13 protein-coding genes are annotated in these 16,957 nt (G+C 50.2%); 8 read left to right on the top strand and 5 right to left on the bottom strand.

The window, feature by feature from the left end; translation table 11 throughout:
- Window positions 1-130: 130 nt before the first annotated feature.
- Both IEW12_RS17665 and IEW12_RS17660 read right to left on the bottom strand, forming a co-directional pair.
- On the bottom strand, window positions 131-784 hold the full coding sequence (locus IEW12_RS17665; protein WP_188567381.1) for a hypothetical protein: 654 nt from the start codon (window positions 782-784) through the stop codon (window positions 131-133).
- A complete protein-coding gene (locus IEW12_RS17660) occupies window positions 778-1,974 on the bottom strand; it encodes a serine hydrolase domain-containing protein (RefSeq protein WP_268237256.1) in 1,197 nt (398 codons plus the stop codon). Before IEW12_RS17660 ends, IEW12_RS17665 begins: the two co-directional genes overlap by 7 nt.
- Before the next feature lie 214 nt (window positions 1,975-2,188).
- On the opposite strand from IEW12_RS17660, the gene IEW12_RS17655 reads away from it, so the two are divergent.
- The 3 genes from IEW12_RS17655 to IEW12_RS17645 are packed head-to-tail and all read left to right on the top strand — an operon-like array spanning window position 2,189 to window position 4,570.
- On the top strand, window positions 2,189-3,418 hold the full coding sequence (locus IEW12_RS17655) for a sensor histidine kinase (protein WP_188567379.1): 1,230 nt from the start codon (window positions 2,189-2,191) through the stop codon (window positions 3,416-3,418).
- On the top strand, window positions 3,415-4,056 hold the full coding sequence (locus IEW12_RS17650) for a response regulator (protein ID WP_188567378.1): 642 nt from the start codon (window positions 3,415-3,417) through the stop codon (window positions 4,054-4,056). Before IEW12_RS17655 ends, IEW12_RS17650 begins: the two co-directional genes overlap by 4 nt.
- Window positions 4,043-4,570 carry a hypothetical protein gene (locus IEW12_RS17645; RefSeq protein ID WP_188567596.1) on the top strand — a complete coding sequence of 176 codons (528 nt, stop codon included), beginning with the start codon at window positions 4,043-4,045 and terminating at the stop codon, window positions 4,568-4,570. Before IEW12_RS17650 ends, IEW12_RS17645 begins: the two co-directional genes overlap by 14 nt.
- Window positions 4,571-5,471: 901 nt before the next feature.
- Here the strand turns inward: IEW12_RS17645 and IEW12_RS17640 are convergent.
- Window positions 5,472-6,224, bottom strand: a complete 753-nt coding sequence (locus IEW12_RS17640) for a hypothetical protein (RefSeq protein ID WP_188567377.1) — start codon at window positions 6,222-6,224, stop codon at window positions 5,472-5,474.
- 414 nt (window positions 6,225-6,638) lie between these two features.
- On the opposite strand from IEW12_RS17640, the gene trfA reads away from it, so the two are divergent.
- The 5 genes from trfA (at window position 6,639) to IEW12_RS17615 (ending at window position 14,063) form a co-directional block, all read left to right on the top strand.
- Window positions 6,639-7,538, top strand: a complete 900-nt coding sequence (gene trfA, locus IEW12_RS17635; RefSeq protein ID WP_308789142.1) for a plasmid replication initiator TrfA — start codon at window positions 6,639-6,641, stop codon at window positions 7,536-7,538.
- Between the two features lie 920 nt (window positions 7,539-8,458).
- Complete coding sequence (locus tag IEW12_RS17630) at window positions 8,459-9,406, top strand: DUF3421 domain-containing protein (protein ID WP_188567375.1); 948 nt, start codon at window positions 8,459-8,461, stop codon at window positions 9,404-9,406.
- Window positions 9,407-9,475: 69 nt separating this feature from the next.
- Window positions 9,476-10,450: an alpha/beta hydrolase gene (locus IEW12_RS17625; protein ID WP_188567374.1), complete on the top strand. Its 975-nt coding sequence runs from the start codon at window positions 9,476-9,478 to the stop codon at window positions 10,448-10,450.
- 855 nt (window positions 10,451-11,305) lie between these two features.
- Window positions 11,306-11,743 (top strand): transposase, encoded by a 438-nt coding sequence (locus tag IEW12_RS29125; protein ID WP_371874551.1) that lies wholly within the window; start codon window positions 11,306-11,308, stop codon window positions 11,741-11,743.
- Window positions 11,744-12,059: 316 nt separating this feature from the next.
- Window positions 12,060-14,063 (top strand): hypothetical protein, encoded by a 2,004-nt coding sequence (locus IEW12_RS17615; protein ID WP_188567372.1) that lies wholly within the window; start codon window positions 12,060-12,062, stop codon window positions 14,061-14,063.
- Window positions 14,064-15,230: 1,167 nt separating this feature from the next.
- On the opposite strand, the gene IEW12_RS17610 is transcribed toward IEW12_RS17615, so the two are convergent.
- Window positions 15,231-15,821 (bottom strand): hypothetical protein, encoded by a 591-nt coding sequence (locus tag IEW12_RS17610; protein WP_188567371.1) that lies wholly within the window; start codon window positions 15,819-15,821, stop codon window positions 15,231-15,233.
- Window positions 15,818-16,939 (bottom strand): ImmA/IrrE family metallo-endopeptidase, encoded by a 1,122-nt coding sequence (locus IEW12_RS17605; RefSeq protein ID WP_188567370.1) that lies wholly within the window; start codon window positions 16,937-16,939, stop codon window positions 15,818-15,820. Before IEW12_RS17605 ends, IEW12_RS17610 begins: the two co-directional genes overlap by 4 nt.
- Window positions 16,940-16,957 lie beyond the last annotated feature (18 nt).

Genomic DNA, 16,957 nt, shown 5'->3' with positions numbered 1-16,957 from the left:
TCCTCATTCGCTGATTTCCGACCGTCTGGAGCTATGTCATCTTAGGCCTCGCCCAAGCATTCGTTCAGAGGATAAAGCTGCTATATTTCAGCCAACTTAGGCCAGCAAAGTATTATGTATATGGTGATGCTCACTTACATTTTCCTTTCAGCACGGCGTGGACGAAAAACGGCAGGGCCAGTTCATCCGCCAAGATCACCGGTCCCAAGTGCGGAATATCATGCTTGAGCGCATCGCCGTTCTTGCTAATGCAAGCCGGTACAGCCGCCTCAACCGCGGCATCCTGGAAGAAGTCGAACTTGCTTTTAAACTTTGCCTCCAGTGGCTTTTTCACCGCATCCGCCATGCGCCGTATTTCAGTGCGGCTGTCTCGATAAGCCTTCCCGATCGTGCCGCTGTCAATAGTCAACTCTGCCAGTGCCTGGCCCGGGATTGCGTCCGGCATGGAAGCCTGCGCTTCGTCTCTCCCTGCAACGGGCAGTACCCGGGCTTGCTCTGTACTCAATAATCCTGAAGTGCCCTTCTCCCCGTGACGCGCAGCCCGAGCAGTCTGTCTTTTTTTCATCGGCAGAGCGAAAAGGCGGGGTATCTCCGCAGGGATAATGATCAATGCTGTGGACACCTGCGGCTGTAAATCCAAGCGGTCACGCACGGAGCCCGTGCTACTCGCGCCCTTGCCGACGGTATACATGAAAGATGCGGTTATCAGGCAGCCAAGCAAGGCGGCCAGTACCCGCGTACAGAAGGCCCGCACTGCATTACCATGTCCGGCCGTTTTCAGCATGAAGCCGGTGAGGCGGCGCAAACCGCTTGAATCAATTTTGTAGAAAAAGCAAGCAGCGGCGTATCCTCTTGTATGTCCACATTGGTCAGTACAGAAACCGAAAAACCGTCGTCCAGGAACATGCCGTTAAATGCCGTGTACGCGTAAGTCTTGCCGTTGTGCCAAACAAAAGGATGCCCTGCCAGCGAGTTGCGTATCCACCCCATCGCATAAGGAGACGCAGTCGGTGCCTGCTGAAATACCGGGACCGTCGCAGGAGGCATCACTGCCATAGCAAACAATGCCGCAGGAATGACCTCCCCATTGAGCAGCGCGGCGTCCCATTTGTTCAGATCCTCGGCAGTTGTCCAGAGGGCCCCCGCAGCGAACAGGTAGGAAGAGTCAGGCACTATGCCTGGAGCGAGACCCTGTGCGCCGGGTAGTAATGGGCGCGTATAGGTGTACGGCATTGCGGTTGCTGTCGGGTTAAGATAAGAAGTATTTGCTAGCCCTAGTGGCAACAGAATGTGCTGCGCTAGGTAGTCGGCATAGCTGCGGCCGCTAACGTGTTCAATAATGGCGCCGAGAATAAAATAATTGCTGTTGCTGTAGGTATAGGCCGAACCCGCGACAAACAGGGAAGGTGCATGGGAAATAGCCGCCAATATCGAAGCTTGTGCGGCACCACCCGTCCACGACGGGGCCGCAGCAAACTCGACATAGTCAGGCAGGCCGGATGTCTGATTCAACAACATGCGCAAGCTCAGATTCGGATCAAAAGCGTATCTTGGCAAATAGGCGTTCACCGGGTCGTCCAGCTTGAGTTTGCCCGCATCCTGTAGCTGCAGTATGGCGGCGGCCGTGAATTGCTTGGTGACTGATCCCATTTGATACGCTGTATTCGTCTTCGCAGGCTGACAAGCAGAAAGGTCGGCATAGCCGTATGAATGCGAATAAAGAATACGGCCTCCTTTGGACAGGGAGATTTCCATACCAGGCAATCCCGCCGCCTCCATTTCGTTCGCAACTAAGGCATCGATCGTTGCGGACAGACTGCCCTCCGGCGCTGTTGACGCGGGTAGTGCTGGACAAGCATGTAGCAGGCCAGGCGTTGGAAATTTTGTAGGAGTGTCGCTACTCCCGCCACCGCAACCGGAACACAAGAAAATCAGCAGGGAGAATACGGGCCAGCGAGGTTTATGTATGCGCATAAGGAAGGTTCTGAAAAGTACAGGGGCCTGATCATGACACGGCGATTCCCACGCGCACATGTGCCGAAAGTCATAACTGGTTTTTTTATTTTTCGCCAAGGTTGCGTAGGAATCATGGTGTAGAATTCTCTGCGGCCTCTACCAGTGCCACCATTCCCGCCACTCTGTTAATCCTGCCATCGATACCACCCGGCACTTCCATGATCAAGTCTCAATGAAACGCATCACAAATAACCTGATTGGCGCCGTCGGCTTGTTTGCGTGGAGCGCCATCGTTGCGACGGGTCTGGTATCGCTGCTGACGGCAGGGCCGAAAGTCTTCCCTTTCATCCTCACACCTCTCAGTCTGGCAATGGAAGCCCTATGGGCATTTTTCGCCAGCACCAATGCCGAAACAGGCACGCAAAAATTCTGGGCTTATGTAAGCCTGTATGTCTTGCTGGCAGCTACTTTTGCATGGACGTTCTGGCGCCGTACCAGCGCGCCTGTTCCCGAGAACTCTCCCTGGGGCGCGTTACTGCTGTGCGCACAACTCTTTATCGCTTTGGCCGTAGAAACCCAGTTGCTCGTGATCGTTGCGGTAGAGCTGGCATTTGTACTAAAGCACCGCCAAGCCGTCTTATGGCTGCTTGCCCAGTTGGGGGGATATGCACTGCTGCAACTGCCGGACATTCTGGGAATAGGCAGATTGCCGCCGCTGGACCTGGTCGGCGATCTACAGCAACTGTGCATGAGCATGGTCTGGATGGCGGTTTCTTTCGGGGTTGGCTACCTTGCCTCTATAGAGCGCGAAGGGCGCCTCAGGCTGGCCATTTCCCACGCGGAGCTGCTTGCGACGCAAAAGCTGCTCCGCGATACTTTACGCATGTCAGAACGGACAAGGATTTCCCGCAACCTGCATGATGCAATCGGCCATCATCTGAGTGCACTGAACCTTCACCTGGAGCTAGGACTACGCCACGCCGGAGACAGCGCGCACTCATCCTTTCACATTTCACGTAGCTTGGCGCAAAGCCTGCTAACGGAAATACGCGGAGTCGTCAGTGCAGAACGCGAGGAACATTTCATTGACTTACGTCGTTCGCTTGATATTCTTTGCAGCGGCGTACCCACGCCAAGAATCAGCCTGCACTACGACGACGCAATATCGATAGGCGATCCGGAAATTGCACATGCCTTGTTCAGGTGTATTCAGGAAGCCATTACCAATGTCATACGCCACTCTGGTGCCTCAGACGCCGAAGTGAACATGACGATGCAAGAACAGGGCATCGCTGCGAATATCAGTGACAACGGCAAGGGGATGCCAGAGACGAAGGAAGGCAACGGATTGAAAGGCATGCGCAGCAGGATCGAAGGGCTGCGCGGCACCCTCGACATTGCCAACCACCCTTCCCGCGGCTTGGCAATAAATATCTGGCTGCCAACGGGAGTCGCAAAGTGATACGCATCGTGCTGGTGGACGACCAGACTCTGGTACGCAGCGGCATAAAAGGCCTGTTGGATCTGACCGGCGACATCAGCGTGGCGGGCGAAGCCGGAGATGCAAAAGCGGCCCTAACTTTAATCCCTCTGCTCAGCCCCGACGTCGTTTTGCTGGATATACGCATGCCGGGAGAGTCGGGACTAGAAGTGCTGACGAACCTGGCCGCGCAAGATGCCTTGCCGCCAACTATACTGCTCACCACTTTCGACGATGACGAAGCTTTGCTACAAGGCATGCGCGCGGGAGCCAAAGGCTTCCTGCTAAAAGATATCTCGCTCGAATATCTGGCTGATGCAATACGCCGCGTTGCTAGTGGCCTCACACTCTTTCGCCCCGCCCTTACCGAACGGATCTTGCATGGCTTACACGATGCGGCTACTTCTTTTCCCAGCTTGGAACAGGCCGATATCCTTACCATACGCGAAACCGAAATCTTGCGCCTCGTTGCCGGAGGCTTCAATAACAGGGAAATTGCCGAGGCCTTGAAGAACAGTGAAGGAACCATAAAAAACCATGTCTCCAGCATCCTGTCCAAGCTAGGCGTACGCGACCGGGTAAGGGCTGTTCTGCGCGGAGTGGAACTTGGCTACCTTTAAGACCCACCGGACACCGCCATCCGCCACGTATCGCGACTACGCTATTAAGGCACATATCACATCCTGCATGGCTTATTTTTATAGCCCCCATTTGTCGCTGGCAGAAAGTGCTTTTTGCGTAGCATGCTTGCTGTGTGCCGTCATGCCCGCCATACCTGCACGAGCGGACGTTCAGCAAACTCAGAGCGAGGCTTCAGGGAAACCCGGCAGACAAAAAGAATATCCCCCCGACATTGCTCAGCTTAGGAAAGTCATAGAATCGCAGCAACGCGGTGCACCCGACTATGAAGACATGGAGCCGGGCATGGCAGCGGTTGCCGCCAGCCAGGCAAAAAAATTCCAGATCGGGCTGAGCCGTCTCGGTAGACTAGAATCCATTGCCTTCCTGCGCCAGTCCAGGGACGAAAACATCTATGAAGTATGGTTTTCCAACGGTAGGATGATCTGGGGAATCTGCAATTCCCCAAGGGGGAAAATTTCACGCATTCGAGCTATCTTGCGGGAACACCGTTAAGGGAATTCGCGTACTTTCATTTTTATGGTCTCACCAAATCTTACTGCATCTTGCTCTACTCCTAAGAGATCGCTCAGCATTATCAACCTGTGCGGGCTTTACAAGATGCCGCCGCTAACCAACACGAACCAGACAACGATATAACAATCGCTTCCCTACCTCCAAACTGGCACGCAACACCTCCAGCACAGACCTGCGTAGTGAAATGGAAGAAGTGGTCGATATCGTCGCAGAAGACGACACCCAGCTCACGCTGAGCGTGTTTGAGTGCGCCGATTTCCTGCAGAGGCTGGCGCAGGAGATGCCGGAGAATGGCCATTAATGGCGGCCCGATTTGCGCGCTCATCTTTTAGCTTATTGGATGATCGTCAGATAACTCGAGTTGCATCACATGATATCTCAGGCTGCTTTGATCGAATAAACTTAATCACTGCAAATGGAAAGTCTACGGCGGTTTTTGCGCCATTTGGCCCAAAGGCTCATTCAGTTGCAATGTGCTTGCAAGCTATCAATATGAATGCCGATCTGCGCACAAAACATTTGAAAAGCGTAGTTCTAGAATTCAGTCGCAATCCAGAAACTCATAACAACAAAGCTCATAGCTTTTACTTCTAATTTCCTATTTCGCAAGGCTTCGATAATGACCCATTTCTTGCTTAATTTAAGAAACGTGCAAACAAAAAAGCCTTTGCGATTTCCCGCAAAGGCTTTTTATTACATAAATTCTGGTGGGCCTCCCGTGAGTCGAACACGGTACCAACGGATTATGAGTCAAACCAAGCTATGATTAGGTTACCAGCCATCACTTAATTTCACAAGCAATTTCATCACCCCTGATCACCACTAATCTCTCTCGTTTGCTGGCTGATTCCGGCAAAATTACGGCAGAATGCCCTTACAATTATTTCATTGCTAGGCCTCGTTGAATCATCCCTCGTTCCAGGAGTGCCATGCGACTCTGAAATGACTCAAAACTCCCTCTCCCCTCTTGCGTTTGAACTGCTTGAGCTATGAAAGCACGTTCATTTTTTGCTTGCTCTACCAATGCAGGCAAATACAACTCAATAGGAATTTTGAGATCAATGCCTGCCTCTAAATGAGAGACACCAGGAATTCCCTTGTTCCAAAGAATTCCCCATTGCCAAGCGTAAATTCGAATCATCTCCGGAAGCAGCTCGAATTCTCCGGATTTCAAAATATCGCTTATTCCCAAGCATGCATCGAATGAGGAGCGATCATATTTTAGACGTCGATAGGTAGGCCAATCACCTTCGTATCCGATTTGAAAATCGGTAGCGTCATAACCCCTAAGGTTCAATCCGTCATTTGGGCTACCTTCGACGTGATCATCTGATAAAAGAATGTCAGGGTTCAGTTTTCTATTGTTTTCAACTACGAGTTTATGCGAACAACGTTTCAACAGTGCGGCGACTCTATCCTCTAATTGCTGAATTCCAGCAGCCTGCGGTGACCGAGTTTTTCCAGAAATTGGGTACAGTGAATACCTGTATGACTGCCCATCAGGTAACCCTAGGTACTCGTCTAGCTGGGAAAATGTAAAGCCTGTTAAATCTCTCGCCTCTTCAATAAGAATTGCTGCAAATCGAGCGATCGCCAGCCGTAATCTACGCCCTTTGTTTTCTCCGACATTCAAACCTTTTTCTCCAATTCAAAAACTGGCCCTACTTGATTTCGTGTTCAGATTTTAGGATACATCCAGACAAACAGCAAATCACAGGAGATTTCAAATGACAAGAGCTGATATAGATTTTAGGCAAACGTTTAGTAAGTTAGCGCCACAAGCAATAGTCTCAAGATCGGAGCTCGCCATCCTCCTTAGCACAACCGAGGGCGCCATATCTCAAATGGCCTATCGTGGTGAACTGCCAATAACTGCATTTCCTAGCAAAAGACGTGCGTGCTGGTTTGCATCTGACATTCGGCAATGGCTTGATTCGCTTGCCAACAATCGACATAGAAAAACGACCCTAGACGAAAAAAGCCCGGTAAAGGCAATTGGTCGCCCTCGCTTTTCAACAGATTTAACTTGAGTTAGATCTCTATACCAATGACTTTCCGTGCCATCAATAACATTTTCCCATCGAACCAGACGGATCTACTTGCCCTCGTGCGTGGAATGGAAAAGAGAGCGAAGAACCGTCCTAGACAGCCCGAACAGGTTCTTCGAACTGTCGAATTGCAGCTTCCGTTATGGGGTGAGGAAATTCGCTGCATGCCAAATGAAATCCTGCGTTCCGCTTTGTTCAATGCGAGGAATCGGAAGCAGCCGCGCGCATATTTCAAGAACGAAGAAATTGGAATAATTGGCCAATCAACACGCATCACATATACAGGCGAGGAGTTGCGCCAATACGACGAATCAGTATGGTTGCAGTTGATTCACCTCGCGAGAATTGCGCCAATCGGTAGTCCAATCGAATTTACAGCTTACAGCATGGTGCAGGCATTGCGTCTTGCCAAATCAAAGCCCAATCCAGGTCATATTGAACGCTTGCGCGAAAGTCTCCAACGAATGCAGGCCACGGCACTGACGATACTTTCCAAACGTTTGGGGAGAGCTGTGAGTCTATCCATGATCCCTAAATTTGAATGGCAGGACGAGATATCAGGAGCGCGGTTACCTAAATGGAGAGTATTTATAGCACCCGAATTAGTCGATTTGTTTGGCAACGTTCACTTCACCCGGTTGCAGTGGTCTCAAAGACTAGATTTGCCTTCAGGCCTTGCAACTTGGATGCATGGTTATTTGGCATCACATCGTGATCCAATGCCGCTTAAGTTAACGACATTGCAGTTGGGCTCTGGATGTACGACGGTAACGCCAAGAAAATTCAAACAATTGGTCGCAAATGCCTTGGCAGAACTGGAGCGTGTCAAATTTCTCGCAGACTCAAAAATCGATGGCAAGCTAGTACATTTTTGTCGATCCAAATGTAGCGCCCGATGAAGTTTGCATACCGACCTATGAAGTACGAATGGTCGATCTATGAGGTACGCTAAGTCGCCCTATGAAGTACGGCCTATCGACTGATGAAGTACGCTATTACCGACCTATGAAGTACCACTTCTGAACCTCGAACCCTTATGCTGTTTATGCGTCTTGCCAAAGTGAAGTGTTGTTAACCATTCTTAACCAATATCTAACCAAACTGCTTGAGCCGTGTAAAGTCAGCGCTGATGCGATTTGGCCCGCCTGACGGTCTTAAGTCACCTACCCACAAGTGCGGAAAGCTACGCCGCATCGTGCGATTTTATAGATTGCATGAGGTCATTAAATTGGCAGCCTTGTACTAAATTGTATTGACGCCAGCACACTAGCATTGTTCGAGATGCGTCTAAAATATTGTCAAAAAATAATTCTTGATATTTATTTTTTAACATCTAACCTGAGACACGATGTCGTGATTACAACGGCACAAATAAATTTAAAACTCTGCTCGGGAAACTCCTATGTCCAGCTTGTATTGCTTGGCCGCATGCTTTGTCATGCCTGCCACCTCTATCAAATCTCGCGCATTTTATATAACTGACAAACAGCGAGCCGGTGATATTGCAGAGCAACTAACACACCGCCTTTCAAAATTCAGTAAATATTCGATTTTTTGGCGACTCGTCGCCGTCGCGAAATGATCACGCACATTTGAATCACTTCATTTGGTGCAATGGTAAGCAAAAAAATTTAGAAATAACACGGAATCTTGCGGACTTCGCTTGCCAATACGCATCAACAATTTTTGTTGCAACGATTGATTTTTAATTGCTGTCAAAACACACCTTCGCGATTGCAGCGCAAAGAAACTCACAAATTATTTTCTAATATTGCCGATTGAATGAACCTCTTTTTTCATAGCCTTAATGGAGGAAACTATGGCCACTAGACCTCAAATACCGTCCCATACACGATTCATGATTGCCGGGGTTGGAGCGCTTGTGCCGGTTCTGGTTTTATTAGCCAAATTGGACCTCACCGCACTGCGGTCCGACGAGGTGACTTTTTTAAACGGGTTAGGATGGATGCTAAGAATCGTCGGGATGTTTGCCTTAGGCGGAATTTTCGGCTGGATTAATATTGATGAGCATAAGGCTGTAAAGCTGGTGCAAATCGGAGTCGGTGCCCCTGCTCTAGCCGCAACTTTTGTATTTGGCCATGCAGATAAATCAGATCAGTTAAGGACAGGGTCAATTGATTTTTCAAGCTTTTTTATGAGCGAGGCGTATGCTCAATCCTCAAGCCCTGTTCAGAGCAAGCCCAACGGTGCGTTCCAGCAAATATTGGACGGATTTACCGGGAATTACGGGAAGCAAATTGATAGTACGGAAAACAACCGTCCAATTTCGAATCATGACCTTCCACCACGTGCATGGGTCGATGCGCGAGGTGGAAATATCCCTGTAGCGGCTTTAGCAGTCGGTAATGAAACTATAGATAAAAACTCCCTCTCACTTTATGCATGTAGAGCAAATTATGAAGGTGGAATGCACCCTGGAAAAATAAGAAAAGGATTGCTTGGTTGCGATATCGCATTCGGATCTAGGGAACAACAAGTTGAAACTTACCAAGTTCTTGTTAGCCTGTCAGATGTCTCATATACGTGGATAAGCGATACAAACGGGAAAATTCCAAGCGGCGCAGTGAAGGGGGGGGTTGATATACCACCAGGCAAGGAAGATTTGTTCATTTGTCGCGCCAAATTCGAGGATAAAGATGGTATCCATCCTGGAAAGATAAGGGGAAATTTCGGAGGTTGCAGTGTTAGTTGGGGAGGAAGGTCGGCAATTACCAAAAAATACGATGTACTGGTTCAAAGAGATTAGATCTTTTTGAGGAGAATTTAGAACAAACCACTACGCTCACACTACAAATAATAATTTCGCGAGGAACTAATGACTGATTTCATAATGACGGTGCGTGCCGCGCAGGGAAATGGCTTTTCTGGAGATGTGGGACAAACGTTATTTTTGGAGGTACCTACCGCACAAATGCCGTCCGTGCTGAACTCGATTCCTGCTTCGGTATGGTATGCGAAAGTGCTTGCGGCAGCTGCTTGGAAAAACGAGCAAGGAGAAGATCGTGGAGATATACTTTTTATCGTTCACGGTTACAACAACAGCGAAATTGAAGTTATTGAGCGCCATAGGATACTAAAGGAAGATCTACTGACACTTGGTTTTAAAGGAGCAATAGTATCGTTCGATTGGCCTAGTGGTGATAAGGCATTAGCTTACATAGAAGATCGTCACAAAGCCAAGATCACTGCTTTGAAATTGGTAACAGATGGCATCGCATTTTTATCCGGAAAACAAACACCATCTTGCCCAATTAACGTCCATGTTCTTGGGCACTCAATGGGAGCATTTGTCATCCGTGAAGCATTCGATGATGCAGATGATACTCAACTTTCCAACAGTAGTTGGAATATTAGCCAGCTCGCGTTTGCAGCCGGAGATGTGTCGTCTAGTTCCATGATTGCAGATGACAGTAGTGCTGAGTCACTTTATCGTCATTGCGTTCGGATAACAAATTATTCAAATCGATATGACCAAGCTTTAGATATTTCGAACGCTAAGCGGCTGGGCACTGCGCCACGTGTAGGGCGTATCGGCTTGCCTAGCGACATTCCCAGCTCAGCCGTCAACGTGGATTGCTCCGCCTACTATCAAGAGCTCACCGCATCGGGTTCAGCGACCACTACGCTCGATGAGCCTCGTGGCTTCAAAGGCGTTAAAAGCCATTCATGGTTTTTTGGAAATGCGATGTTCACCCGAGATTTATTTGATGTGCTAATCGGAGTCGAGCGAACGGTCATCAAAACTCGTACGCAAAATGCCGATGGTGCGCTTGTCTTGATTCACATCTAGATTTTTTCTTGAAATTTCTAGCCAATCATTTAAATTGTCTGCCAGGGGCAGAACTCGTCAGCGCTAGCACTGATTACATCGACAAAACCTTGGAGGTACCCGAGAGGAGCAGGTGCGCAATGCCCTGCCCCCAATCATGTCTCTGGATCGCATTGATACTCAGGTCATTTCGGGAATCATCAAGAACCAACTCGGGGCCTGATGGACGAGACAATCCAACTGGGCGAGATCTCGATAACTGTGACTCGCAAGGACATCAAAATTATCTCCCCCCACCGGTCATTCGCCTGACGGACAGGCACCCCTTCCAGTCCACCAATGCCATCACCTCGCATTCAAACAGCACTGCAAATGCAGTCATATGCAGTGAAAGCGCATTGTATGTGCTTATCCTATGCAGTCAATGTGCAGTCAATGTGCAGTCAATGTGCAGTCAATGTGCAGTCAATGTGCAGTCAATGTGCAGTCAATGTGCAGTCAGAATGGCTTGGTTAAAGTCGAAAGTATATCCGAGTTAAAGATGAGGGCAGGATATGCTTTACCGCTGCAAAACAGTACCACTTCACTAAAATGTGTGTGAAACCCCGAACCGAAATTTGACGTTATATCGTGCTAAAACATCAACGCAACAGTCAGCGTAGCAAAGCCAAAATAAGTGAGGGCAGATTAGGCTTTGCAGCGGCTTTTTGGTACAACCACGTGTGTGATGCCCCGAACGTAATCCGATTGTGGTTTGGCAAAACGCTGAGAAATTAGTTTGAGCCACTTAAAGGCTGGATTGGAAGTAGGCGTCGGCCCTGCACCGTCTGGTCTTCGCGAGTAGCGTCTGCCAAAGTAGTTCCCTTTACTTTTTTGGTGGGAACTACTTTGGACACTGAAGTGGAGTCGCGCAATCGTAGAGAGCGGCCGAACTATTCACCGGAGTTTAAACACCGGCTCGCAGTGGCGGCCTGCAGTCCCCGCGTTTCGGTATCGAAACTGGCCCAGGATCACAGGATTAACACCAGCACGTTACTTAAATGGCATCGAAACCTGCGTGCTGGTCTGCTGACAGGGCCGACTACGGAAGACACGAGGCTACTCCCGATCGTGCTGAAGTCATCCTCGCCAGCGGTAAAACCGACAAGCGGCCCTTGCGCGCGAGTGCTATCGAGATCACCATTGCCGACGCCGCTGTGCGTGTCTGCGCCAGCACGGACGCGGTGTTCCTGCGGCGGGCGCTTTAAAGCCTGCGCGCATGATTGGCCTTCGTATTGGCACCCGGATTTGGCTTGCCGCCGGTATCACCGATAGCCTCCGACCAAAGCGGTATTGTCCTAGCAGAATTGTTCTTGGTATCAAAGATCCTCGCAACACGGCTTACCAAGTCCACATGGTTCACGCGCAAAACCCGATACTTCCGATTGGCGCATGCCCGTTTCGATAGCGATCTGAACAATCCGAGATGTGTCCACATTCTGAGCCGATGGTCTCAACACCCGTACGAACGCGTCGTTATGTTCGCGTGTTGCGAAAATGTATATGGTTTTTATGGTTATCAGTTTTCAGCTGCTTGCTCAATAAGTGAAAGTGATAAACTAAATCCAGTTCAATCGCCGCGGAGTTTCCAATGCCTGACTTGACCAAAAACACTAACGCTGATTCTTTGATGCAGTCGCTAGGAATGACTCGCATCAATAACGCGTGGAAATGGAACAAGAGCCCAGTGACATTTGGTTCTGCAGGACGCCTTCCGTTGCCTCTACCCAAGTCAGTTGGCGAGCTATTGGGAAATAAGGCAGCTGATGCTGCGGCCACTAAAATCGCACTGGCGGAAAAATTGCGTCAAGACAAGCAAGCAGCGTTGGATAAGGATATCGAATCCCCGGGTCCGTTCAGTCCCTCTTACGAGGAGGCTAGTCTGGTTCCCCCGGTTGCAACGCCAGTTGGCGGGCTTAACGAAGATCCTGTCACTCGACTGGGCTCAACGTGGCGGGAACAGCTGTGGCCAGGCGTTGAGCAGATCCTTGCCAGAAATCTACGGGTCACCGCCTTTTCGGCCGCGTGGGCAGACGTGCTTCCACTTTTTCAAGCACAATATGCAGAGTATTTAGTCAATCCGGTCATCGTTTCAAATGACCAAACTGGTGCATTGGTTGAAACTACTGCTTTGCAAATTTCGCCCCGCTCCGTGAGCGGTCGCATACCTGAACTCGACGCTACCGATCTTGCGTTTACTCCTGAAGAGCTGCTCCTAGCCCGCCAGCTGCCCCCGCGCTTTCTAGAATATCACTTGGAGGCGGCCGCTAGTTTATTTGAAAAGGCACGGCATTTCCAGACCGAGCGCGAGAACAAGGCGGCACTTGCGGCGTCGTTTGCGTTGGATACGGTACAGTTCCTTGTTGACGACCAGCGCCAAAGGACCGACATTGCCTCGGGTGTAACCGTCGCGCCGGTCATTGGTGCGATGGGTGAATGGTCTCGCTCCGAGCGCGAATCAACAGCGATGACCAACCAGTCGGCACTGCTTGAGTCCATCGCAATCTCTCTACTAGTCAGACCTTCCGAGCCAGCAGTGGCTGCAGCGCACCTTGCCTATGCAACAGCTTGGATGCAGACAGTGAACTATGGTCCCGAGATTGCCACATTGAGCAATGGCACTCGCACTCGTTCTGCAGAAATTATGGACGCCGCTCAAGCCGCAGCACAGGTGTCAGGGAATCAACAGGGGCTCCTGCTGAGAGCTCAATCTGAAGACCTCAGCGCGAGGGCTACGGGCGCCTTGCATCAAGCGCTTTCAGAACGCGAGCGCGCAGCGGCTGCTGCCCATAGCGCTAACCGTGCAATCTTGCGAGTGAACGATCTCGCCCGAATCACGACCTCTAAATTATTAATGGCATGTACGCCCGGTGGCGCTCTTAATTACGCACAGCACGAGCAGCGAATAAGGCTAGAATACCTTGCCACGCTCAGGTCAGGTCTACTTCGCTTCGCCGCTTGCGCGCAAGGCTTGTATTCGATACTGGGTTACAATGTAAAGATGCCTAGACTCCTCTGGAGTGCGCTGCCTACTAACGCCATCCCTTCAGCGATGTTAGAACCAGGAAACATGGATGAGGCTGCGCTGCCCGACGAAGTGTTGCTAAGTGCGAGCCTATGGCTACGGGATGCCGCGACTTGGTTCTTGTCTAGAATGCGACTCGAGCGCAAATGGCTGCATGTCGTCCGGCTACGGCAGTGGGTTCCAAACGATGAGGTTTGGTCTGCTGCAATGATTAGCGGTCAACTGAGTTTTGAACTGGATGCAGGGAAGTTAGGCAGTGGAGCATCGCCACGCCTGCGGGGCTTAGCTTTAGAGGTGCTAACGTCGTCGAAAATTCCGGAGCAACAGACGTCCAGCTACTTCACGGCGCGCCTCTCATTCCCACTAACCGCTGGGCCCGCAACCGCTATTCAGTTGGATGATCGGGTTATAGGCCGCATCCGCCGGGTGGACGCCAACCTGATGCCACCGCCCCCCGAACTGACTGACTGTATTCTAAACATTAGTCCGGTAGGAATGTGGACAATAAAGTTAGAGCCTACCGCAGATCTAGAGGACGTCTATCTCCATCTCTGGATGACTGAAGCATGATTTTTCGAGACGACCCCGACGTCGAAGGGGGCACTTCCGGGGGAAGCGGCGCGAGCGGGAGTTTTGAGACTCCAAGCCATCCGGAGCCTCATACACTAGAGCATGATTTTTCTAGAGACTTCAATGGTGTCCATCTATTGGAAGTCGATCTTCGAAATCTTTCCTACGATTCTCGGGATTTCGACCGCGTTATTAACCTCCCGGGGCCCCACACTCAGGAATCCAATAGCAGTAAGGAACGTGATCTATTGCTGGCCGGCAGCATAGGGGGAGGCCTGTCGCTCGGTCGCTACTCCACCAGTGGGGGCCTAGGCCTCTATGTCATTGTCGACCTAAATTCAAAGTCGGTTTGGACATCGCTACGAATGGGGACTTTCTCTAGCATTGGCGCGCCAGGAGGCTTGAACGGGAATTCATCTGGGGGATTCAGTTTCGGCGGTAAGATTGGTCCTACAGTTATCGTTGGCTTTGGCAACGCAAACGCCGGATTTTTCGGGCCAACGAACTCCGTCACCATTGACGCTCCTTTAGTCTCGGTAGCCGTTGTGAAGACATCTGACTACGAAAGTATACAGGTCAGCGCTGGCGGAAGTGCTGGCGTTAGCGTCGAGCGTACGTCTAGCGTCAGTGGTGGCGAAATAAATAGCCAAGACCTACAACGCTGCGTTCAAGAACTGACGAACTATATCACTAGGGATACTGGCTATTGAGGAACTTACTTGAAAGCCACTACCGACACGCGGCCCAATTGCCGGCAGGGTGCTTGCATTCCTCCGAAAAACTCGACCACCAGATCGAGCAGCTGGAATTGGAGCTGGAAGACCTGCAGGCCGATAAGGCCTAGGCGGCGCGCGAGATGCGGCCCACCGACCGGGCGCCGCACTAGAAGCTTGTACGCCGGCCTTTGCCCGATCATCGTAAGCGTCTGCTCAGGGACGTCTTGAGTGATGCGCAGATCAGCGTCTAGACGGTGCTGACTTTACGCTTACGATTGAAACTTAATACGGCTCAGACAAGACCCTTACATCCGAATTGGATTCAAGGTGTCTTACGACCGCGTGGCGGTGTTCGCTATTTAATGTAGAGAGGGTCAATTCGGCGCAAGCGATCAAATTGGAGAAATCAGTATGTCGACTGATCTGATAGCATTACACTGATGTAGTGTGACTATTTCGGTGGACCGAAAATTTTGACAAATGTAGTGTGCTTGGCAGCGAGCCAAGTTCCAGTGGCATCGCCATTTCGCTCAATAGCCTCAATAATTTCTCGGACGTCTTCCTTTGTCAGCTTCTTTGCACTAAGCATTTTCGAGAGAAGCTCATATCCGTGCCAAACAACAATACCAAAATCTTCCGCCAGTTTGTGCATTCCCAAGTCATCGGTAACAACGATAGCTGGGCGAATTTGCCCAAAAGCCAATATGAAGCAGTCGGTTTTGGAAGGTGGCGAACGGCCGTTCGTCATGTAGCTTTGCATATCACTCAGTACCCAGCCATGCAAAACGCTAGTTGCGGCTTCGAGTTCGGCCCGTTCGGTTGCACTGAGCCTGACTTGCTTAGCTAACCGCTCTGCAACCACAGGTGCCGCATCAAACCAAGGGAACTTAGCCTGCAGTTTTGGGCTGCGATGTACTTCTTCCTCAACATCTTTTAGGATTGTTAAGGCATAACTTTTCTGGCCAAACGGAACCCCCAACATCGGGGAGATGCGCTTTGCTAAACGGAGATAAGCGTTAGTGTCGAGAAGGACTAGCGTCAACGGAGCAACTCTGCGTGAAGTGCTGCTCCGTCGTGAATGCTGACGTCAAGCACCTGCTGAAGATAACCAGCCCCTGTTCCGTTTTCCCGAAGCATACGACGCATAGCTTCAAAAAAATGCGACTGAAAAATTGATTGTGCACACGCAATCAACGCACTAGGATCTGGAGGCAACGGTTTGAAAAGAATTTCACTAACCAATTCTCCTCGGTTCCCGTTTCTCGCTGCGTGAATCTCTTGTTGCTTCGTTTTTAGCTTTGGAAGACCATTTGCCTCAGCATAGTTCTCTATCTCGCAATATACGGTGTACATTGAAATTTGGTGCTTCGCTGCATACCGCTGAAGCACCCCAAGCTCGCTGTGTTGAGTGTGCTTTTTCAATGCTTCGTTATACGCACCTTCAGCTACATCTTCGGGGAAGAGCAGAGCTCCGGCAAATGCATCGGCAAAATCTTCGCCATTTTCCGTTCCAGCAAGTTCCGGTGTATAGACGTGGGCAAGTTCGTGAGCCATCCAAAATTTGAAGTCCTCAATATGGGTATCGAGGTTCAAGTAAATGAACGTAACCTGTTCTTCCGGTAATAATATATGCAGAGCATTCTCATGCCTAAGTTTTTGGCCCCACATTGCCGGTACGATAATGGCATCGTTAGCAGCAAACTCACCGATGATGTGCTGATAGAGAAGTGGTGCCTGCATCCCAATACCAAGCTTTTCGCGTACCGCTTTAGCAGCATTCTGCATTGCGCGATATTCTAGAGATGGTGCATTAATTTTTGTGCGTAACGCTTTTAGTTTGGGAAGGTAAGGGACTAGTGGCTTAAGCATGGCCCCCATTGCCATTGCCTTTAATCGATGGGCATCAGTAGTCTTTGCGCCGGCCTTTTTTCTGAATGCGACTATGGGGGAGTTTGCCTCAGGCGCAACCAATTCTGTGAAGTTTAGCTTGAGTAACATTGCCAGTTTGAGCAACTTATCTGGACGAGGGAAATCACTGCCCTTCATCCAGTTTGTGACTGCTTGGGCAGTTACGCCAACCTTTTCCGCCAGCTCCTTTTGTGACCATCCGAGCTCGACTAGGGCAGCTTTGATTGTGGAACTGTGTAAGGTCTTTTGCATATTCTAATAGGATACCTT

The organism is Parundibacterium terreum, from assembly GCF_014636315.1.
GTDB lineage: Bacteria > Pseudomonadota > Gammaproteobacteria > Burkholderiales > Burkholderiaceae_D > Undibacterium > Undibacterium terreum.
The sequence above is the reverse complement of the archived record's forward strand: the minus strand, read 5'-3'. Positions and strand labels throughout refer to the sequence as shown.